Origin of the sequence: Streptomyces celluloflavus (genome assembly GCA_000720995.1) — a bacterium.
Taxonomy (GTDB): Bacteria; Actinomycetota; Actinomycetes; order Streptomycetales; family Streptomycetaceae; genus Streptomyces; species Streptomyces celluloflavus.
On record JOEL01000007.1, the window covers coordinates 29,669 to 46,046 of the forward strand.

Annotated in this window: 14 protein-coding genes; 3 read left to right on the forward strand and 11 right to left on the reverse strand. The window is 72.8% G+C overall.

The features are described 5' to 3' along the window. Positions 1 to 188: 188 nt before the first annotated feature. From IH09_RS08635 to bldG, 3 genes are all read right to left on the reverse strand, one after another. Complete coding sequence (locus IH09_RS08635; RefSeq protein WP_052855527.1) at positions 189 to 2,612, reverse strand: sodium-translocating pyrophosphatase; 2,424 nt, start codon at positions 2,610 to 2,612, stop codon at positions 189 to 191. A gap of 656 nt (positions 2,613 to 3,268) precedes the next feature. Continuing rightward, a complete protein-coding gene (locus IH09_RS08640) occupies positions 3,269 to 3,694 on the reverse strand; it encodes an ATP-binding protein (RefSeq protein ID WP_052855528.1) in 426 nt (141 codons plus the stop codon). 107 nt (positions 3,695 to 3,801) lie between these two features. Next, on the reverse strand, positions 3,802 to 4,143 hold the full coding sequence (gene bldG / locus IH09_RS08645) for an anti-sigma factor antagonist BldG (protein ID WP_049716377.1): 342 nt from the start codon (positions 4,141 to 4,143) through the stop codon (positions 3,802 to 3,804). Positions 4,144 to 4,223: 80 nt separating this feature from the next. Here bldG and IH09_RS08650 point away from each other — a divergent pair, with 80 nt between their 5' ends. Next, entirely contained in the window at positions 4,224 to 6,665 is a 2,442-nt protein-coding gene (locus IH09_RS08650; protein WP_110952165.1) for a DEAD/DEAH box helicase, read from the forward strand. A gap of 474 nt (positions 6,666 to 7,139) precedes the next feature. On the opposite strand, the gene IH09_RS08655 is transcribed toward IH09_RS08650, so the two are convergent. The 7 genes from IH09_RS08655 to ssd form a co-directional block, all read right to left on the reverse strand. Next, complete coding sequence (locus IH09_RS08655) at positions 7,140 to 7,634, reverse strand: Rv3654c family TadE-like protein (RefSeq protein WP_318279411.1); 495 nt, start codon at positions 7,632 to 7,634, stop codon at positions 7,140 to 7,142. Further along, the gene (locus IH09_RS36795; RefSeq protein WP_244934144.1) at positions 7,609 to 7,932 is read right to left on the reverse strand and encodes a TadE family type IV pilus minor pilin; all 324 of its coding nucleotides are present in this window, start codon (positions 7,930 to 7,932) and stop codon (positions 7,609 to 7,611) included. The genes IH09_RS08655 and IH09_RS36795 overlap by 26 nt, the downstream gene beginning before the upstream one ends. A gap of 151 nt (positions 7,933 to 8,083) precedes the next feature. Next, the gene (locus IH09_RS08665) at positions 8,084 to 8,272 is read right to left on the reverse strand and encodes a DUF4244 domain-containing protein (protein ID WP_052855530.1); all 189 of its coding nucleotides are present in this window, start codon (positions 8,270 to 8,272) and stop codon (positions 8,084 to 8,086) included. Between the two features lie 142 nt (positions 8,273 to 8,414). Next, positions 8,415 to 9,338: a type II secretion system F family protein gene (locus IH09_RS38870; RefSeq protein WP_240150996.1), complete on the reverse strand. Its 924-nt coding sequence runs from the start codon at positions 9,336 to 9,338 to the stop codon at positions 8,415 to 8,417. A 73-nt stretch (positions 9,339 to 9,411) separates the two neighbouring features. Then, the gene (locus tag IH09_RS08675) at positions 9,412 to 10,347 is read right to left on the reverse strand and encodes a type II secretion system F family protein (RefSeq protein WP_052855531.1); all 936 of its coding nucleotides are present in this window, start codon (positions 10,345 to 10,347) and stop codon (positions 9,412 to 9,414) included. Positions 10,348 to 10,421: 74 nt separating this feature from the next. Beyond that, positions 10,422 to 11,570: a TadA family conjugal transfer-associated ATPase gene (locus IH09_RS08680; RefSeq protein ID WP_052855532.1), complete on the reverse strand. Its 1,149-nt coding sequence runs from the start codon at positions 11,568 to 11,570 to the stop codon at positions 10,422 to 10,424. Beyond that, positions 11,567 to 12,724, reverse strand: coding sequence for a septum site-determining protein Ssd (ssd, locus tag IH09_RS08685; RefSeq protein ID WP_052855533.1), 1,158 nt, complete (start codon positions 12,722 to 12,724; stop codon positions 11,567 to 11,569). Before ssd ends, IH09_RS08680 begins: the two co-directional genes overlap by 4 nt. A 473-nt stretch (positions 12,725 to 13,197) precedes the next feature. Between ssd and IH09_RS08690 the strand changes: the two genes are divergently transcribed. Further along, complete coding sequence (locus IH09_RS08690; protein WP_052855534.1) at positions 13,198 to 14,079, forward strand: HAD family hydrolase; 882 nt, start codon at positions 13,198 to 13,200, stop codon at positions 14,077 to 14,079. 352 nt (positions 14,080 to 14,431) lie between these two features. Here IH09_RS08690 and IH09_RS08695 read toward each other — a convergent pair whose 3' ends face one another. Beyond that, a complete protein-coding gene (locus IH09_RS08695) occupies positions 14,432 to 15,289 on the reverse strand; it encodes a Fic family protein (RefSeq protein WP_052855535.1) in 858 nt (285 codons plus the stop codon). A 101-nt stretch (positions 15,290 to 15,390) separates the two neighbouring features. Here IH09_RS08695 and IH09_RS08700 point away from each other — a divergent pair, with 101 nt between their 5' ends. Beyond that, entirely contained in the window at positions 15,391 to 16,377 is a 987-nt protein-coding gene (locus IH09_RS08700; RefSeq protein WP_052855641.1) for an ATP-binding protein, read from the forward strand. The last annotated feature ends 1 nt before the right edge of the window (position 16,378 follow it).

The window sequence follows — 16,378 nt, forward strand, 5'->3', positions numbered from 1 at the left end:
CATACACGCCGAAAGGGCCTCGGCCGCGAGTCGGGCATCCCGTACGGCATCCGTTGTTGGTATTTACCGCCATTTGCACCAAGGGGCGCAGGGCCACCCGTGCACGGGAACGGGCGGGTGGCCGGCGCGCGTCCCACGCGTCGTCCATCCGCCCGTTGAGCCGTCACCGGGCCCCGGGGCCCGGTCGGCTAGGACGCCACCACAGTTTTTGTCGACTTGGCGATTTTCTTGGGATCCTCGGGCTTCTCGGAGCTGCCGGAGCTGTCCTCGTCGCCCATCGCGATACCGCGCCGCTTGGAGACGTAGACCGCGCCGACGATGACCGCGAGCGCGAACACCGAGACCGCGATCCGCACACCGACGCTCTTGTCCGCGCCGTACGAGAACTTCACCACGGCCGGCGCGATCAGCAGGGCCACCAGGTTCATGACCTTCAGCAGCGGGTTGATGGCCGGACCCGCGGTGTCCTTGAACGGGTCGCCGACGGTGTCACCGATGACCGTCGCGGCATGCGCGTCGCTGCCCTTGCCGCCGTGGTGACCGTCCTCGACCAGTTTCTTGGCGTTGTCCCACGCACCACCGGAGTTCGCGAGGAAGACCGCCATCAGGGTGCCGGTGCCGATCGCGCCCGCCAGGAACGAGCCGAGCGCACCGACGCCGAGCGAGAAGCCGACCGCGATCGGGGTGAGCACCGCCAGCAGCCCCGGGGTGGCCAGTTCGCGCAGCGCGTCCTTGGTGCAGATGTCGACGACCCGCCCGTACTCCGGCTGCTCCGAGTAGTCCATGATCCCGGGGCGCTCGCGGAACTGCCGGCGCACCTCGAAGACCACCGCACCGGCCGACCGCGACACCGCGTTGATCGCCAGCCCCGAGAAGAGGAAGACGACCGAGGCGCCGAGGACCAGCCCGACCAGGTTGTTGGGCTGCGAGATGTCCAGGCTCAGCCCCATCCCGCTCGCGGCCCGGCCCACCCCGCGTACGGCCGTGGCGATCGCGTCCCGGTACGAGCCGAACAGCGCGGCCGCCGCCAGCACCGCCGTCGCGATGGCGATGCCCTTGGTGATGGCCTTGGTGGTGTTGCCGACCGCGTCCAGGTCGGTGAGGACCTGCGCGCCGGCACCGGTGACGTCACCGGACATCTCGGCGATGCCCTGCGCGTTGTCGGAGACCGGGCCGAAGGTGTCCATCGCCACGATCACGCCGACGGTGGTCAGCAGACCGGTACCGGCCAGCGCCACCGCGAACAGCGCCAGCATGATGGACGCGCCGCCCAGCAAGAACGCCCCGTAGACGGCCAGTCCGATCAGCACCGCCGAGTAGACCGCCGACTCCAGGCCGATCGAGATACCGGAGAGGATGACGGTGGCCGGGCCGGTCAGCGAGGTCTTCCCGATGTCCTGCACGGGCCGCCGGCTGGTCTCGGTGAAATAGCCGGTCAGCTGCTGGATCAGCGCGGCGAGCACGATGCCGATGGCGACCGCCACCAGCGCCAGGATCCGCGGATCGCCGCGCTGCGCGAGGATCCCCTCGTCGGTGACGCCGGCCAGGTCCCGGTAGGAGGACGGCAGATAGGTGAAGACCGCGACGGCCACCAGGACCAGCGAGATGCCCGCGGAGATGAAGAAGCCGCGGTTGATGGCGGTCATCCCGCTGCGGTCGGCGCGCCGGGGTGCGACGACGAAGATGCCGATCATGGCCGTGAGCACGCCGATGGCCGGGACCAGCAGCGGGAAGGCGAGTCCGGCGTTGCCGAAGGCGGCCGTGCCCAGGATGAGCGCGGCGACCAGCGTCACGGCGTACGACTCGAAGAGGTCGGCCGCCATGCCCGCGCAGTCGCCGACGTTGTCGCCCACGTTGTCCGCGATGGTCGCGGCGTTCCGCGGGTCGTCCTCGGGGATGCCCTGCTCGACCTTGCCGACGAGGTCGGCGCCGACGTCCGCGGCCTTGGTGAAGATGCCGCCGCCGACCCTCATGAACATCGCGATCAGCGCAGCACCCAGACCGAAGCCCTCCAGCACCTTGGGTGCGTCGACGGCGTACACGAGCACCACACAGGACGCGCCCAGCAGGCCGAGCCCCACCGTGAACATGCCGACGACGCCGCCCGTGCGGAAAGCGATCTTCATGGCTTTGTGCGAGACCGCCGTAAGATCCTTTTCCTGGGAATCACCCTCGGCCGGCGTGGCTTCCCGCGCGGCGGCCGCGACGCGCACATTGCTGCGCACCGCGAGCCACATGCCGATATAGCCGGTGGCCGCCGAGAATCCGGCGCCGATCAAGAAGAAGGCGCTGCGCCCCGCGCGTTGCGTCCAATTGTCCGCGGGCAGCAGCATGAGCAGGAAGAACACCACGACGGCGAATACGCCGAGAGTGCGCAACTGCCGGGCGAGGTAGGCATTCGCGCCTTCCTGCACCGCGGCCGCGATCTTCTTCATACTGTCGGTTCCCTCGCCGGCCGCGAGCACTTGACGCACCAGCACCGCCGCGACGGCCAGCGCCGCCAGGGCGACGACGGCGATCACCAGCACGATGTCGCGGTTGCCGGTCGTCAACGACGGTCCGGCCAGAAAAGAGGGGGTTTCCAGCAACTGAGGGGTGTAAGGCCCCGCCATTCGTCCTCCTTGACGTTTGGCACATGGGCGCGCGGAAGCACGCTCAGGCGTCCTGAGCAAGATGTGGACGGATTGTAGGGAGCCGCACCAGATCAAAACAGTGCGCGGCAAAGGGAATTCGCCTGTGGCCGGGAAGATCAAAAGGACTGCGCCCGCAGAATTAACCCGGACGAAGGAAAGCGAAGAATTAGCTGACCACTACCCGATGATCTCAGTGTCCTACTGATTGCCGCTGCTCAAAGACGCGCGAACGGAAATCCGGACCTGCCGCGGCCCGCGCGGCAATGGAGACGATCAACCCCTGACAACCGCCGAACGGGTGACCTGTGACGTGTCCACCGCCCCGCCGAACGGCCGGAGAACACCCGACGGATCGTCAGATCACGTCCTGATCCTGGCGGGTCGGGCCCGGACCGCTGCCGCCCGTACCGCGTCGGCAGGCGTCCGCCCGCTCCCACCGCGGCGCCGAACCGCTGCCGCACCGTGGCAGGCGCAACGTTTCTTCACCACCGGCCGCGTGGACGAATTCCAGCCTGCCGGAAACCGGTCTGCCGGCGCACGCCGTTCAGCGAAGGAGAGCCGGCGCTTCGGTCCGCCACCCACCGGGTACTACGGACCATCCCAGACGCACTACGGCAGAGCCGGGGCCGCTCTCGTCACGGCAGAGCCGGAGCCGGTGCCGTCGGCCAGCTCATCCGGATGACGCCGCCGTGCTCACCGGAGGTCACCTCGACGTCGTCGACCAGCCCGCTGATGACCGCGAGGCCCATCTCGTCGTCGCCCTCGGCGTCGCCGCTCTCCACGGCGCCGTCCGCACGCTCACCGGCGCCGCCGGGCACCTCGTCGCCCACCTCGATCGAGAACTTCTTCTCGTCCTCGACCAGGACGACCCGCACCGGCGCCACGATGCCGTTGCTGACATGCAGCCCCACCGCGCGGCTGCACGCCTCACCGACGGCGAGCCGCACCTCGTCCAGCACGGCCTCGTCCACCCCGGCGCGCCTCGCCACGGCGGCCGCGACCAGACGCGCGGTCCGGACGTGCTCGGGAAGGGCGCTGAAGCGAAGTTCGACGGTGGCCATGCCATCCCCCTTGGTATGCGGGCGTGCGACGCAGGGGGCCGGACCGTCACGTCCGGATCCCCCCACTACTTCCTCCCCGCGCCGGAGCGCGGGGCACCGTGAAACCGTCAGTCGGTCGCTGAGACGGCATCGTCGACCGAGGTGTGAATCGGGAACACCTTGGTCAGTCCGGTGATACGGAAGATCTTGAGAATGCGCTCCTGGTTGCAGACCAGGCGCAGCGAGCCCTCATGGGCACGCACCCGCTTGAGCCCGCCCACCAGCACGCCGAGTCCCGTGGAGTCGAGGAAGTCGACACGTTCCATGTCCACCACGAGGTGGTAGCTTCCGTCGTTCACAAGCTCGACCAGCTGCTCCCGCAGCTTGGGCGCGGTGTATACATCAATCTCGCCACCGACCTCGACGACCGTACGGTCGCCAACGGTCCGGGTCGACAGGGACAGGTCCACGGATCCTCCAGCACCTTGCTATCGAGCGGTCGCCCCCCTGGGGCCTCCCCACCGAAGGTAGGGGCGGATCGGCAGCCGCGATGGCATTCAATCACTTACCGGCAGGCGTGCACGACGCCTTGTCAGCATTGTCGGTCACTCCGGTGACACACTCGATGCCAATGGCCTCCGATCCACTCCCGCCGGACGCGGGCACGCGACCCTCCCCGGGCATGATTCTCGACCGCCTCACCCGGGGAGCGACCCGCGCTGCGCGCATCACTCATACGGAGCACTTGCCCCCGCGGACCGGCAGCCATGCCGACTGGCCGGCGCGGATCCGGCCGGAAGTGATCGGTGCCATCCGATCGGCCGGAATCGATCGCCCCTGGGCCCACCAGGCACGGACATGCGAACACGCGCTGCGCGGCGAGTCGGTGGTCGTCGCCACCGGCACCGCCTCCGGCAAGTCCCTCGCCTATCTCGCGCCGGTCCTCTCCACCCTCCTGGACGGCTCCGAGGCGCCCAACGGACGGGGCACCACGGCGCTGTATCTGGCCCCCACGAAGGCGCTGGCGGCCGATCAGCGGCGGGCCGTACGCGCGCTGGCCGCCCCGCTCGGCACGGCCGTCCGGCCCGCGGTCTACGACGGTGACACCCCCGTCGAGGAACGCGAATGGGTACGCCAGTACGGCAACTACGTCCTGACCAATCCCGACATGCTGCACCGCGGCATCCTCCCGGCCCACCCCCGCTGGTCCTCCTTCCTGCGCGCGCTGCGCTATGTCGTCATCGACGAATGCCACACCTACCGCGGCGTCTTCGGCTCCCATGTGGCGCAGGTCATCCGCCGGCTGCGGCGCGTCTGCGCCCGTTACGGCTCCGCGCCGGTCTTCCTGCTGGCCTCCGCCACCGCCGCGGAACCCGCCCGTGCGGCCACCCTGCTGACCGGGCTGGACGTGGCGGAAATCACGGAGGACACCTCGCCGCGCGGCGAGTTGGTCTTCGCGCTGTGGGAGCCGCCGCTGACCGAACTGCACGGCGAGCAGGGCGCACCGGTCCGCCGCACCGCCACCGCCGAGACCGCCGATCTGCTCACCGACCTCACCGTCCAGGACGTCCGCACCGTCGCCTTCGTACGCTCCCGCCGGGGCGCCGAACTGATCGCGCTGATCGCGCAGGAGCGGCTCGCGGAGGTGGACCGCTCGCTGCCGTCGCGGGTGGCCGCGTACCGCGGTGGCTATCTTCCCGAGGAGCGCCGCGCCCTGGAACGCGCGCTGCACAGCGGCGAGCTGCTCGGCCTGGCCGCCACCACCGCGCTCGAACTGGGCGTGGACGTCTCGGGGCTGGACGCGGTGGTCATCGCCGGCTATCCCGGCACCCGCGCCTCGCTGTGGCAGCAGGCCGGGCGGGCGGGCCGCTCCGGGCAGGGCGCCCTCGCCGTCCTCGTGGCCCGCGACGACCCGCTGGACACCTATCTCGTCCACCACCCCGAGGCGCTCTTCGACCAGCCGGTCGAGTCCACCGTCCTGGACCCGGACAACCCCTATGTCCTCGCCCCGCATCTGTGCGCGGCCGCCGCCGAACTCCCCCTCACCGAAGCCGATTTCGCGCTCTTCGGGCCCGCGGCCGCCGGGCTGCTGCCGCAGCTGGAGACCGCCGGTCTGCTGCGCCGGCGCGCCACCGCCTGGCACTGGACGCGCCGCGAGCGCGCCGCCGACCTGACCGACATCCGCGGCCAGGGCGGTTCGCCGGTGCAGATCGTCGAGGCCGGCACCGGGCGGCTGCTGGGCACCGTGGACGCGGGCGCCGCGCACACCACCGTCCACGACGGGGCCGTCCACCTCCATCAGGGCCGTACGTACCTCGTCCAGCGCCTCGACCTGGAGGACGATGTCGCCCTCGTCGAGGAGGCCAACCCGCCCTATTCCACGACCGCCCGCGACACCACCGCCGTCTCCGTCCTCGAAACCGACACCGAGATCCCCTGGGGCGACGCCCGGCTCTGCTTCGGCTCCGTCGAAGTCACCAATCAGGTCGTCTCCTTCCTGCGCCGCAAGCTGATCTCCGGCGAGGTCCTGGGCGAGACCAAGCTGGACCTCCCGCCGCGGACGCTGCGCACCCGCGCGGTGTGGTGGACGGTCACCGAGGACCAGCTCGACGCCGCCCGCGTCAATCCGGAGCAGCTGGGCGGCGCCCTGCACGCCGCGGAGCACGCCTCCATCGGCATGCTGCCGCTCTTCGCCACCTGTGACCGCTGGGACATCGGCGGCGTCTCCGTCCCGCTCCATCCGGACACCCTCCTGCCCACGGTCTTCGTCTACGACGGCCACCCCGGCGGCGCCGGCTTCGCCGAACGCGCCTTCCACACGGCGGCCGACTGGCTGACCGCCACCCGCGATGCCATCGCCTCCTGCGAATGTGACGCCGGCTGCCCGTCCTGCATCCAGTCCCCCAAATGCGGCAACGGCAACGACCCCCTCCACAAACGGGGAGCGGTCCGGCTGCTCACAGAGCTTCTGCGGGGAGCGGTGGCCCCCTAGGTCCTGTGGGGCCTGGCCGGGGCCGGGGGAACGCGACGGGGAGGCGGGCGTCGGTCGCGTCGCGGGGCCGGTGGGATGGGCGGCCATGGGACGGATGCCAGTGGGACGGACGGTCGGTGGGGCGGACGGCCAGTGAGACGGACGGCCGGTGGAGCGGACGGCCGGTGGAGCGGACGGCCAGTGAGACGGACGGCCGGTGGAGCGGACGGTCGGTGGGGCGGACGGTCGGTGGGGCGAGCGATGACGGGGCGGGCGGCTTACGGGACCGTGTGGCTGCCCGGAGCTCGCACCCCTCTCCGGCCGTACGCCCGCAGCCGCCCACGGCCGTCGTAGCGGCACGTCGGCGTCGTCGCCGCCCCCACCGGCCGCCCGGCCCCGCCGCCACCGCCGCGCGGCCCCGCCGGCCCTCCCTGCGCCCTCATCTCGGCTCCACTGCGGCCTCCTCACTGCCCTCACCAGGCATTCACCACGCACTCACCGCGGCACCCGTGGCCCGGCCTGCGTCCTCCGGTCCGGCCGCGCCTCCTGGTCCGGCCACTTCTCACGGTCCAGCAGCTCCTCCTGGTCCGGCTGCTCCTCCTGGCCCGGCTGCTCCCCCGGTTCGGCCGTGGGCGGACCCCCGGATACGGCCGTGGGCGGGCCGGCCCGGGACCGTACCCGGGAGGTGAACGGGTGTCTGCCCGCCTCGGCCGAGACATCGGCGACCGCCTCGGACAGGGAGCAGCGCACCAGGCGGGCGTGCTGTGCGGCCGCCACCCGTCGCGCCGCCGCGCAGGCCGTGGCCGGGCCCTCGCGAGCGTGGTCCGCGGCGGCCAGCGCCGCCAGGTCCGCGGCGCCACCCGCCCGGTGCCGTGCGGTCACGACCTGGCCCAGGCCGATCAGTGCCACGAAGACAGCGCAGAGGGCCGCCATCGCGAAGACCGTCCAGACCGTCGCCGACCCCTCATCGCCCCACGGTCTCCTCCGCAAGAGCCACCGCCTCCCCGCCGACCCGCACTGTCAGCCGTCCCACACCCGGAAGATCTGCCTCGACCCGTACACGTACGAGGTCGCCCTCCCGCGCCAGCGCGACCCGCGCACCCCGTGGGGCCGCGCCGTGCGCCGCCCGGAACACCGCCGCCCGCGGTTCCGACCGCGCCGCCGCCCGCGCCCCGGCCCGTGCCGCGTCCACGCACTCGATCCGGGCGCAGACCGCCATCAGGCCCCAGATCAGCGCCGCCACGACCGCCACCAGAACCGGTATCACCAGGGCCGCCTCCGCCGTCACGAAGCCCGCGTCGCGGCCGGTCCGCCGGGCATTGCGGACTGCGGGAGCGGGGTGGCGCGGCCCCGCACGGGAGGCCGGGGCACCGGCCGCGCCCCGCGCCCGCCGGGCACCACGCCACCCGGCACCCCTGACCGCCCCCGCGCCCGATCGGTCAGAACTGCACATCGAGCGCCCTTTGGACCACCGATCGCAACAGCGCCTGGACCGCTCCACTCGTCACCACCTTGTAGAGCACCGCCGCGAAGGCACACGCGGCGAGCGTCCCCATGGCGTACTCCGCCGTGGTCATCCCCCGGTCCGCCCCCGCCGCACGCAGCCGTGCACCCCACCGTCGAAACATCGCCGTCCCCCTTGATTCCGCTTGAGCTCGCTTGGTTTCGCTTGATTCCGTTTCAACTCGATTGCGTTCAATCGCGCTCGGTTCGCCCCGCTCGAACTCGCCCGGACTCGCCCCCTTCACTCGAACTCGCCTCCCCTGCGGATCAGTTACGGCCCAGCAGTCCGTCCGCCAGACCGATCAGCACCGGCGCGACCCCGAGCGTCAGGAACGCGGGCAGGAAGCACGCCGACAGCGGCAGGGTGACCAGCACCCCCGCCCGCCGGGCCCGCGCGGCCGCCGTCCTGCCCCACTCCGTACGGAGCTCCGCGGCGATCCGTGAGGCTGACTCGACGGCCGGCACCCCGGATATCCCGGCGCGCTCCATGCAGCGCGCCAGCCCTTCGGCTCCGGGCAGGGCGGCCAACCGCGGCCATACGACGGCTGGTTCGCCACCCAGGCGCAGCTCCGCCGCCACGTGGCGCAGCCGCTCGCCGACCGGGCCGTCCAGCGACCGCCCCACCGCCTCGGCGGACTCCTGCGGCCCGGCCCCCGCCGCCAGGCAGGCGGCTAGCAGGTCCCCGGCCGGCGCCAGTTCGGCCCGGACCCTGTCCTGCGCCAACTGCCTGGCCGCAACGGCGCGTTGCCGCGTCAGCCAGCGGTGCGCGCCGTACCCCGCGGCGAGTCCCGCCACGATGCCGCCCGCTCCGCCCACGAGGACGGCCACGAAGACGACCACCCCCAACGGCCCCCACCACACCGTGAGCCCACCGCTCCCCCGGTGACCGGTCCGCGGATCACCGTCCTGCCGGCCGCCGTCCTGCCGACCGCCGTCCTTCGCTCCGCCGCCCTCGGCCGCGTACAGGGCTCTGCGCCCACGGCTCCGCCACCCGGCGGCCGTGCTCCGGCGCGGCCGGGCGCGGTCGCCCACGGCGAGTCCGTCCTGTTCGCCGCCGAGCGCGCCCAGCGCCCGCTGCCGGACGGCCCGCCCACGGCGCACCTCGTGCACCAGCGCCATGGCGCAGAGCACGACCAACGCGGCCGCGACCGCCACCCCCAGCCTGTGGACGGCTTCCGGACCCATGTACATCGCGCTTCGCCTCCCGCCCTCTCCGTCGTCCCTCGCTACTGCTCCTGCGTTCTGCCTACGCCGCTGCCTTCCGCTACCGGTTCCGTATGTCAGGGCCTCGGGGCTCCGGTGGTGTCGCGTCGGCGACGATCCGTGCGGTCCAGGCCACCCCGCCCCACTCCAGCAACCCGCCGATCACCAGACAGCCCCAGCCGGCCGGGGTGTGCAGCAGCACCCGCAACGGATCGGCGCCGAGCGCGCTGCCCATCAGGAGGCCGCACACGGGCAGCAGCGCGAGCATCAGCGCCGTGGCCCGCGGACCCGCCAACTGCGCGCGCAGCTCCTCGCGTTGGTCGCGCCGGGCGGCGAGGCCGGCCGCGATCCGTTCGAGTCCGGCGGCCAGTCCGGCCCCGCCCTCCGCCGCGACCTGCCAGCACGCCGCCACGCCCGTCAGCCCCTCGGCCCCGGGCCGTCGCGCCGCCGTACGCAGCGCCCCGGGCACATCGCCGCCGTACCGCGCCGCCGCCAGTACCGCGGAGCCCGCCGCCCCGAGATCCGGTGTTCCCGCCGCGAGCAGCGCCTGGGCCGGCTGCCGTCCGGCCCGCAGTTCGCCCGCCACCGCCGCGCACAGCCCGATCACCGCCGCGGACCGCCGGTCCCGGTCCCGCTCCACCGCGCGGCGGGTCAGCCACCGGCGGACGACGCACCCGGCCGCCACCGAGGCGAGCACCGGGAGCACCGATCCGCCCAGCACCCCGATCCCGGCTCCCACCGGCAGGCACCACGCCTCCCGCCCGACCGTCCCCCACCGTCCGAGGCGCCAGCGCCGCCCCGGGCCCTCCCTCACCGCCCGCGCCTCGATCCACCTCCGCACCCGCGCACACCATCGCGCCGTCGTACCCCCGCCCTCGTCCGGGCCCGCGGCTCGGGCGAACACCGCCCGCACCCGTTGCCCCAGCCCTTCGCGGCCGCCCACGCCCCACCAGCCCGCAGCCCCGGCGCAGAGCACCGCCCACCCCGAAACCCACATCGCCACCCCGCCCTCCCGTTCGTCTCGCCCGTCCCTCTCGTCCCCGCAGCCACCCGCCCATCCGCCACCCCGGCTCACCCGCCCCGCTCGCAGAGGCGCATCAACCGCCCCCAGCCGGGCGCCTCCCGAAAGCCGTCCGGAGCCCACCGTGCGGCCGGGACCGTCACCACAAACCCGGCGGGGTCCCGTTCCAGGACGTGGATCTGGGCGATCCGGCGGCGGCCGTCCCGGTCGCGGACGAGATGGATCACCAGCGAGAGCGCGGCCGCGAGCTGACTATGGAGCGCCGCGCGGTCGAGTCCCGCGGTGGAGCCGAGCGCCTCCAGGCGCGCGGGGACATCGCAGGCGGCATTGGCGTGCACGGTGCCGCAGCCGCCCTCATGGCCCGTGTTGAGGGCCGCCAGGAGGTCCGTGACCTCGGCGCCGCGCACCTCACCGACCACCAGCCGGTCCGGCCGCATCCGCAGCGCCTGCCGTACGAGGTCCCGTAGCGTCACCAGTCCGGCGCCCTCCTGGTTGGCGGGGCGCGTCTCCAGCCGCACCACATGGGGATGGTCCGGCCGCAGCTCCGCCGAGTCCTCGGCCAGCACGATCCGCTCGGCCGGGCCCACCAGCCCCAGCAGTGTGCTGAGCAGTGTCGTCTTCCCCGAGCCCGTACCGCCGCTGACCAGGAACGACAGCCGGGCCGCCAGCACCGCGCGGAGCAGCCGGTCGCCGCCCGGGGGGACCGTGCCCGCCGCCACCAGTTCCGCGAGGCCGAAGGCGCGGGGCCGCAGCACCCGCAGCGACAGGCAGGTCCCGCCGACCGCCACCGGAGGCAGCACGGCATGCAGCCGGGTACCGTCCGGCAGCCGGGCGTCCACCCACGGGCGGGCGTCGTCCAACCTGCGCCCGGCCACCGCCGCCAGCCGCTGGGCCAGCCTGCGCACCGCCGCCGCGTCCCGGAAGCGCACCGCCGTACGCTCCAGCCCGCCGCCCCGGTCCACCCACACCTCGTCCGGGGCGGTGACCAGCACATCCGTCACGTCCGGCGCGGCCAGCAGCGGTTCGAGCGGTCCGCTGCCCACCATCTCGGACCGCAACGCGGCCACCACGCCCAGCACCTCGGCGTCGCCCAGGAGTTTCCCCTCCGCGCGCAGTGCCACCGCCACCCGGGCCGGCGTCGGCTCCGCCCCCGTCTCGGCCAGCCGCCGCCGCACCAGTTCCAGCAGTGCCCCGCTCATACCGGGCCCCCCGAAGGCGCTCCGCTCCGCGCCGCGCCACCACCGGCCGCCCCGTGGCCGCCGCCCAGCGTCCGCTCCCAGAACGCCGCCGAGAACCGGGCCAGCGGGCCGCGCACATCCGCCCCCGGCGGCACGCCGCGCGCCGGATCATCCAACAGGCCGTGCTCCCACGGGAGTTCCCCGGCCAACGGGAGCTTCAGGAGGCGGGCGATCTCGTCCGCCTCCAGGGCCTCACGCGACCCCGGTCCGCCGCGTGTCACTACCCGCAGGTCGCGCAGCACCATCTGGACGCCGGACGCGACCCGCCGCGCCGCCGCGACCGCCCGGAGTTCCGCGGGAACCACCAGCAGTCCGACGTCCACCTGCGCCAGCGCCTCCGCCACCGCTTCGTCGGCCCGGCGCGGCAGGTCCACCACCACGACACCGCCGCGCCGCCGCGCCGCGGCCAGGACCGCCCGCATGGCCGGTGGCGGGATGGCGACCTCGGCGCCCCGGTCCCAGCTGAGCACCCGCAGGGAGTGCAGCCGCGGCAGCGACTCCTCCAGGGCGCCGCAGGCCACCCGGCCGCGCGAGGTGGAGAAGGCGGGCCAGCGCAGCCCCTTCTCCCGCTCGCCGCCCATCAGGACGTCGAGGCCGCCGCCGAGCGGATCGCCGTCCACGAGCACGGTGCGCCGCCCCGCGCGGGCCGCCGTGACGGCCAGCGCGCAGGCCAGGGTGCTCGCTCCGGCGCCGCCCCGGCCGCCGATGACGCCGACCGTGAGCGCCGGCTCGCCGACGCCCTCGGCCGCGTCGGCGATGCGGTCCACCAGCCAGCGCTCACCGTCGGGCAGCGTCAGCACCTGCTCCGCCCCGATGCCGACGGCCAGCCGCCACACCGCGGGGTCGTCCGCGTCCCGCCCGACGAGGACGACGCCCGCCCGGCGCTCGGCGCCGCGCATCCGGGCCGCGCAGTCGTCGCCGACGATCACCAGGGGCGCCGTCTCCCAGCCGCCTTCGCGGGCGGGCAGTCCGTGCGCCACTTCCGGCAGCGCACCGGCCGCCGCGCAGAGCCGCAGAAGATCGTCGAGAAGTCGCTCGTCCTCGGTGACGATGAGCGGTCCGCCCCGCTCTTCGCCGGTCCGATCCGGCCAATCCGATGTCGTAGTTCCGGCCACGTTCCGTCCCCCTATCGCTACACAACTCGTACATCCGCGAACTCGCGGACTTTTACGGTGCAGCGATCCGGAAAATCCCGTGGATCTTGGTCCAAATCTGTGGACAACTCAGCCGCTGTGAATATCCCCATCACCTATACCGACACGGCTGACAGAGGTGACTTCCGAGAAGTTCTGAGAAGCGGAAGGGACTTCCATAGCGCATCCCGATGACTACCGTGCGTAGCGGATGACACGCGTCGTCGGAGACGGCGACGATGGCGGAACGGGAGTGGCAGCCCCCCTGCCCGACGGCGCAAAACGCGTCCGGACATGCGACGACCCCCGCCGGGGGGGAGAGCGGGGGTCGTCCCCTCGGCCGACTCGGGGGGGGAGGAGCCGGACCGGGTTAGCACGGTCGCGAACGATCCGTGACTTCCATGGTGTACCCGAGAGCCTTCTCAGGCAAACCCACGCGCCAGACCTTACGCCGAATGGTGGGCGCCTATGCTCGCCCCGTGGAAAACCACTCCGTACCTCACTCGACCCCCCGCACTGCCGCGTTCTTCGACTTGGACAAGACCGTCATTGCAAAGTCGAGCACGCTGACCTTCAGCAAGTCGTTCTACCAAGGCGGCCTGATCAATCGGCGGGCCGTACTGCGCACCGCGTACGCACAGTTCGTGTATCTCGTCGGCGGCGCGGATCACGACCAGATGGAGCGGCTGCGCGCATATCTGTCCTCGCTCTGCCGCGGCTGGGACGTGGCCCAGGTCCGGGAGATCGTCGCCGAGACGCTGCACGACCTGATCGACCCGATCATCTACGACGAGGCGGCCTCCCTCATCGAGGAGCACCACGCCGCCGGGCGCGATGTCGTGATCGTCTCGACCTCGGGCGCCGAGGTCGTCGAGCCGATCGGCGAACTCCTGGGGGCCGATCGGGTCGTGGCCACCCGGATGGTCGTCGGTGCGGACGGCCGCTTCACGGGCGAGATCGAGTACTACGCCTACGGGCCGACCAAGGCGGAGGCCGTCCGCGAGCTCGCCGCGTCCGAGGGCTACGACCTCGGCCGCTGTTACGCGTACAGCGATTCGGCGACCGATGTCCCGATGCTCGAATCGGTCGGGCACCCCTTCGCGGTCAATCCGGACCGGACGCTGCGCCGCGAGGCGCTGGCCCGCGACTGGCCGGTGCTGTCGTTCAACCGGCCGGTCCCGCTCAAGCAGCGGCTGCCGGCCTTGTCGATGCCCTCGCGCCCGGTGCTCGCCGTCGCTGCGGCGGTGGGCGCGGCCGCGGCCACCGCGGGCCTGGTCTGGTACACGAGCCGGCGCAGGACGGCGAGGGAGCGCCTCGCCCGGATTGCCCGCGTTTGAAGGCACAAGTAAAGATCTGAGGCGCGGGGTTCCGCTTGCCCCGTATTGGTAGTACAAAGGAGTTGACGGCCCGCGAGACCAAGGACATCCGAGAGGATTACCCATCACGCAGTAAGGCCCACGGACCGAAGTATGAATATCGGGCACCCACGCGACGCCGACCCGTCGATTACGGGCCAGCCGCACCAGGTAACCGGACCGAGAATTCCGACCTGATGGGCAAACACCGTGCACGCATGGTAACCCGGTGGACATGCCAGCGGCGGTACCTATCAGCATCAGGTACCGCCGCAACCCCGTTCGGAGTCAGGTGAGTTGAGGGCGCGGGTCCGAGTCCCGCGCCCTCGGCCGGTCAGGCCGTGCCGCGTTGCAGCGCCTCGCAGACCGCGGTGCTCTCCCGTGACCCCAGCTCGACCGAGCGTCCGCAGTGCGCGATCCACGCCGCGACGCCCTCCGGCGTCCCCGAGACGTAGCCCTCCAGGGCGGCCACGTAGGCCGCGCTCCCCTGTTCGGCGTGCCCGACCTCCGCCGGGCAGATGGACTTCGGGTCCAGTCCGCTGCCGACCAGCACGATCCGCTCCGCCGCCCGCGCGACCAGTCCGTTGTACGAGCCGAACGGCCGCAGCGCGAGCAGTTCGCCGTGCACCACCGCGGCGGTCACCAGGGCCGGTGCGGAGGTGCCCGCCAGCAGCATCCGGGCCAGCCCGTCCAGCCGCCCGGCCACCTCGCCGGCGGTCGGCAGCGCCAGCTCGACCAGCGGCTCGTCCACCGGCTCGGCCGCCAGCCGCGGACGCCCCACCGTGTCGTCCGCCGCGCCGCCGCCGGCCGCCACCAGATGGAGCCGCGCCAGCACCCGCAGCGGCGACTGCCGCCACACGCCGAGCAGTTGCCCGGCCTCGGCCGTCAGGCGCAGCGCCGCGCCGACCGTCCGCGGCTCGCCGTCGACGCCGAAGTCGGTGCGCCGCCGCACCTCTTCGAGCGCCCAGTCGGCCCCCGCCAGCGCCGCGGAACCGCGCGCTCCGCGCAGCGCCGCCTCGGCGCTGACCTCGCTGCTGCGGCGCCGCATGATCCGGTGCCCGTAGATCCGGTCGACGCCCTTGCGGACGGCGTCCACGGAGTCGGCGACCCCGGGGAGTGCCGCCAGGGCCGCGAGCGGATCTCCACTCGCGTTCGGGGGTGCGGGGGTCGTCCCCCGGGAGAGTGCAGCCATGGGCACGACCCTACGCACCACCGGGCGGAACCCCCCGAAGGAGTGGTCTTCCTCACGGAAACGTCTCACCGCATGCAATATGACGATTACCCTTGGTGAACATGAAGATCGCTTTCGTAGGCAAGGGCGGCAGCGGCAAGACCACCCTGTCCTCCCTGTTCATCCGGCATCTCGCCGCGGCCCGCGTCCCCGTCATCGCGGTGGACGCCGATATCAACCAGCACCTGGGCGCCGCCCTCGGCCTGGCCGAGAAGGACGCCGCCGCGCTCCCCGCGATGGGCGCCCATCTCCCGCTGATCAAGAACTACCTGCGCGGCAGCAATCCGCGCATCCCGTCCGCCGAGACGATGATCAAGACCACCCCGCCCGGCGAGGGCTCGCGGCTGCTGCGGGTCGGCGGGCGCAACCCCGTCTACGACGCCTGCGCCAGGACCGTGCCCCTCGACGACACCTCCGTGCAGCTGATGGCGACCGGCCCGTTCACCGAGTCCGATCTGGGGGTGGCCTGCTACCACTCCAAGGTCGGCGCGGTCGAGCTGTGCCTGAACCACCTCGTGGACGGCCGCGAGGAGTACGTCGTCGTCGACATGACGGCCGGCTCGGACTCCTTCGCCTCCGGGATGTTCACCCGCTTCGACCTGACCTTCCTGGTCGCCGAGCCCACCCGTAAGGGCATCGCCGTCTACCGCCAGTACAAGGAGTACGCCCGGGACTTCGGCATCACCCTGAAGGTCGTGGGCAACAAGGTGCAGGGCCCGGACGATCTCGCGTTCCTCCGTGCCGAGGTGGGCGACGACCTGCTGGTGACCGTCGGGTACTCCGACTGGGTGCGGGCGATGGAGAAGGGCCGCCCGGCCCGGTTCGCGGATCTGGAGGAGACCAACCGGCGGGCCCTGGAGACGCTGCACACCACCGCCGACGCCGCGTACGAGCGCCGCGACTGGGAGCGCTACACCCGCCAGATGGTGCACTTCCACCTGAAGAACGCGGAGAGCTGGGGCAACGCGAAGACGGGCGCCGACCTGGCGGCCCAGGTCGACCCCGCCTTCGTGCTCTTCGAGGGAGCGGCCGCTCCCCAGCCCGCGTGAT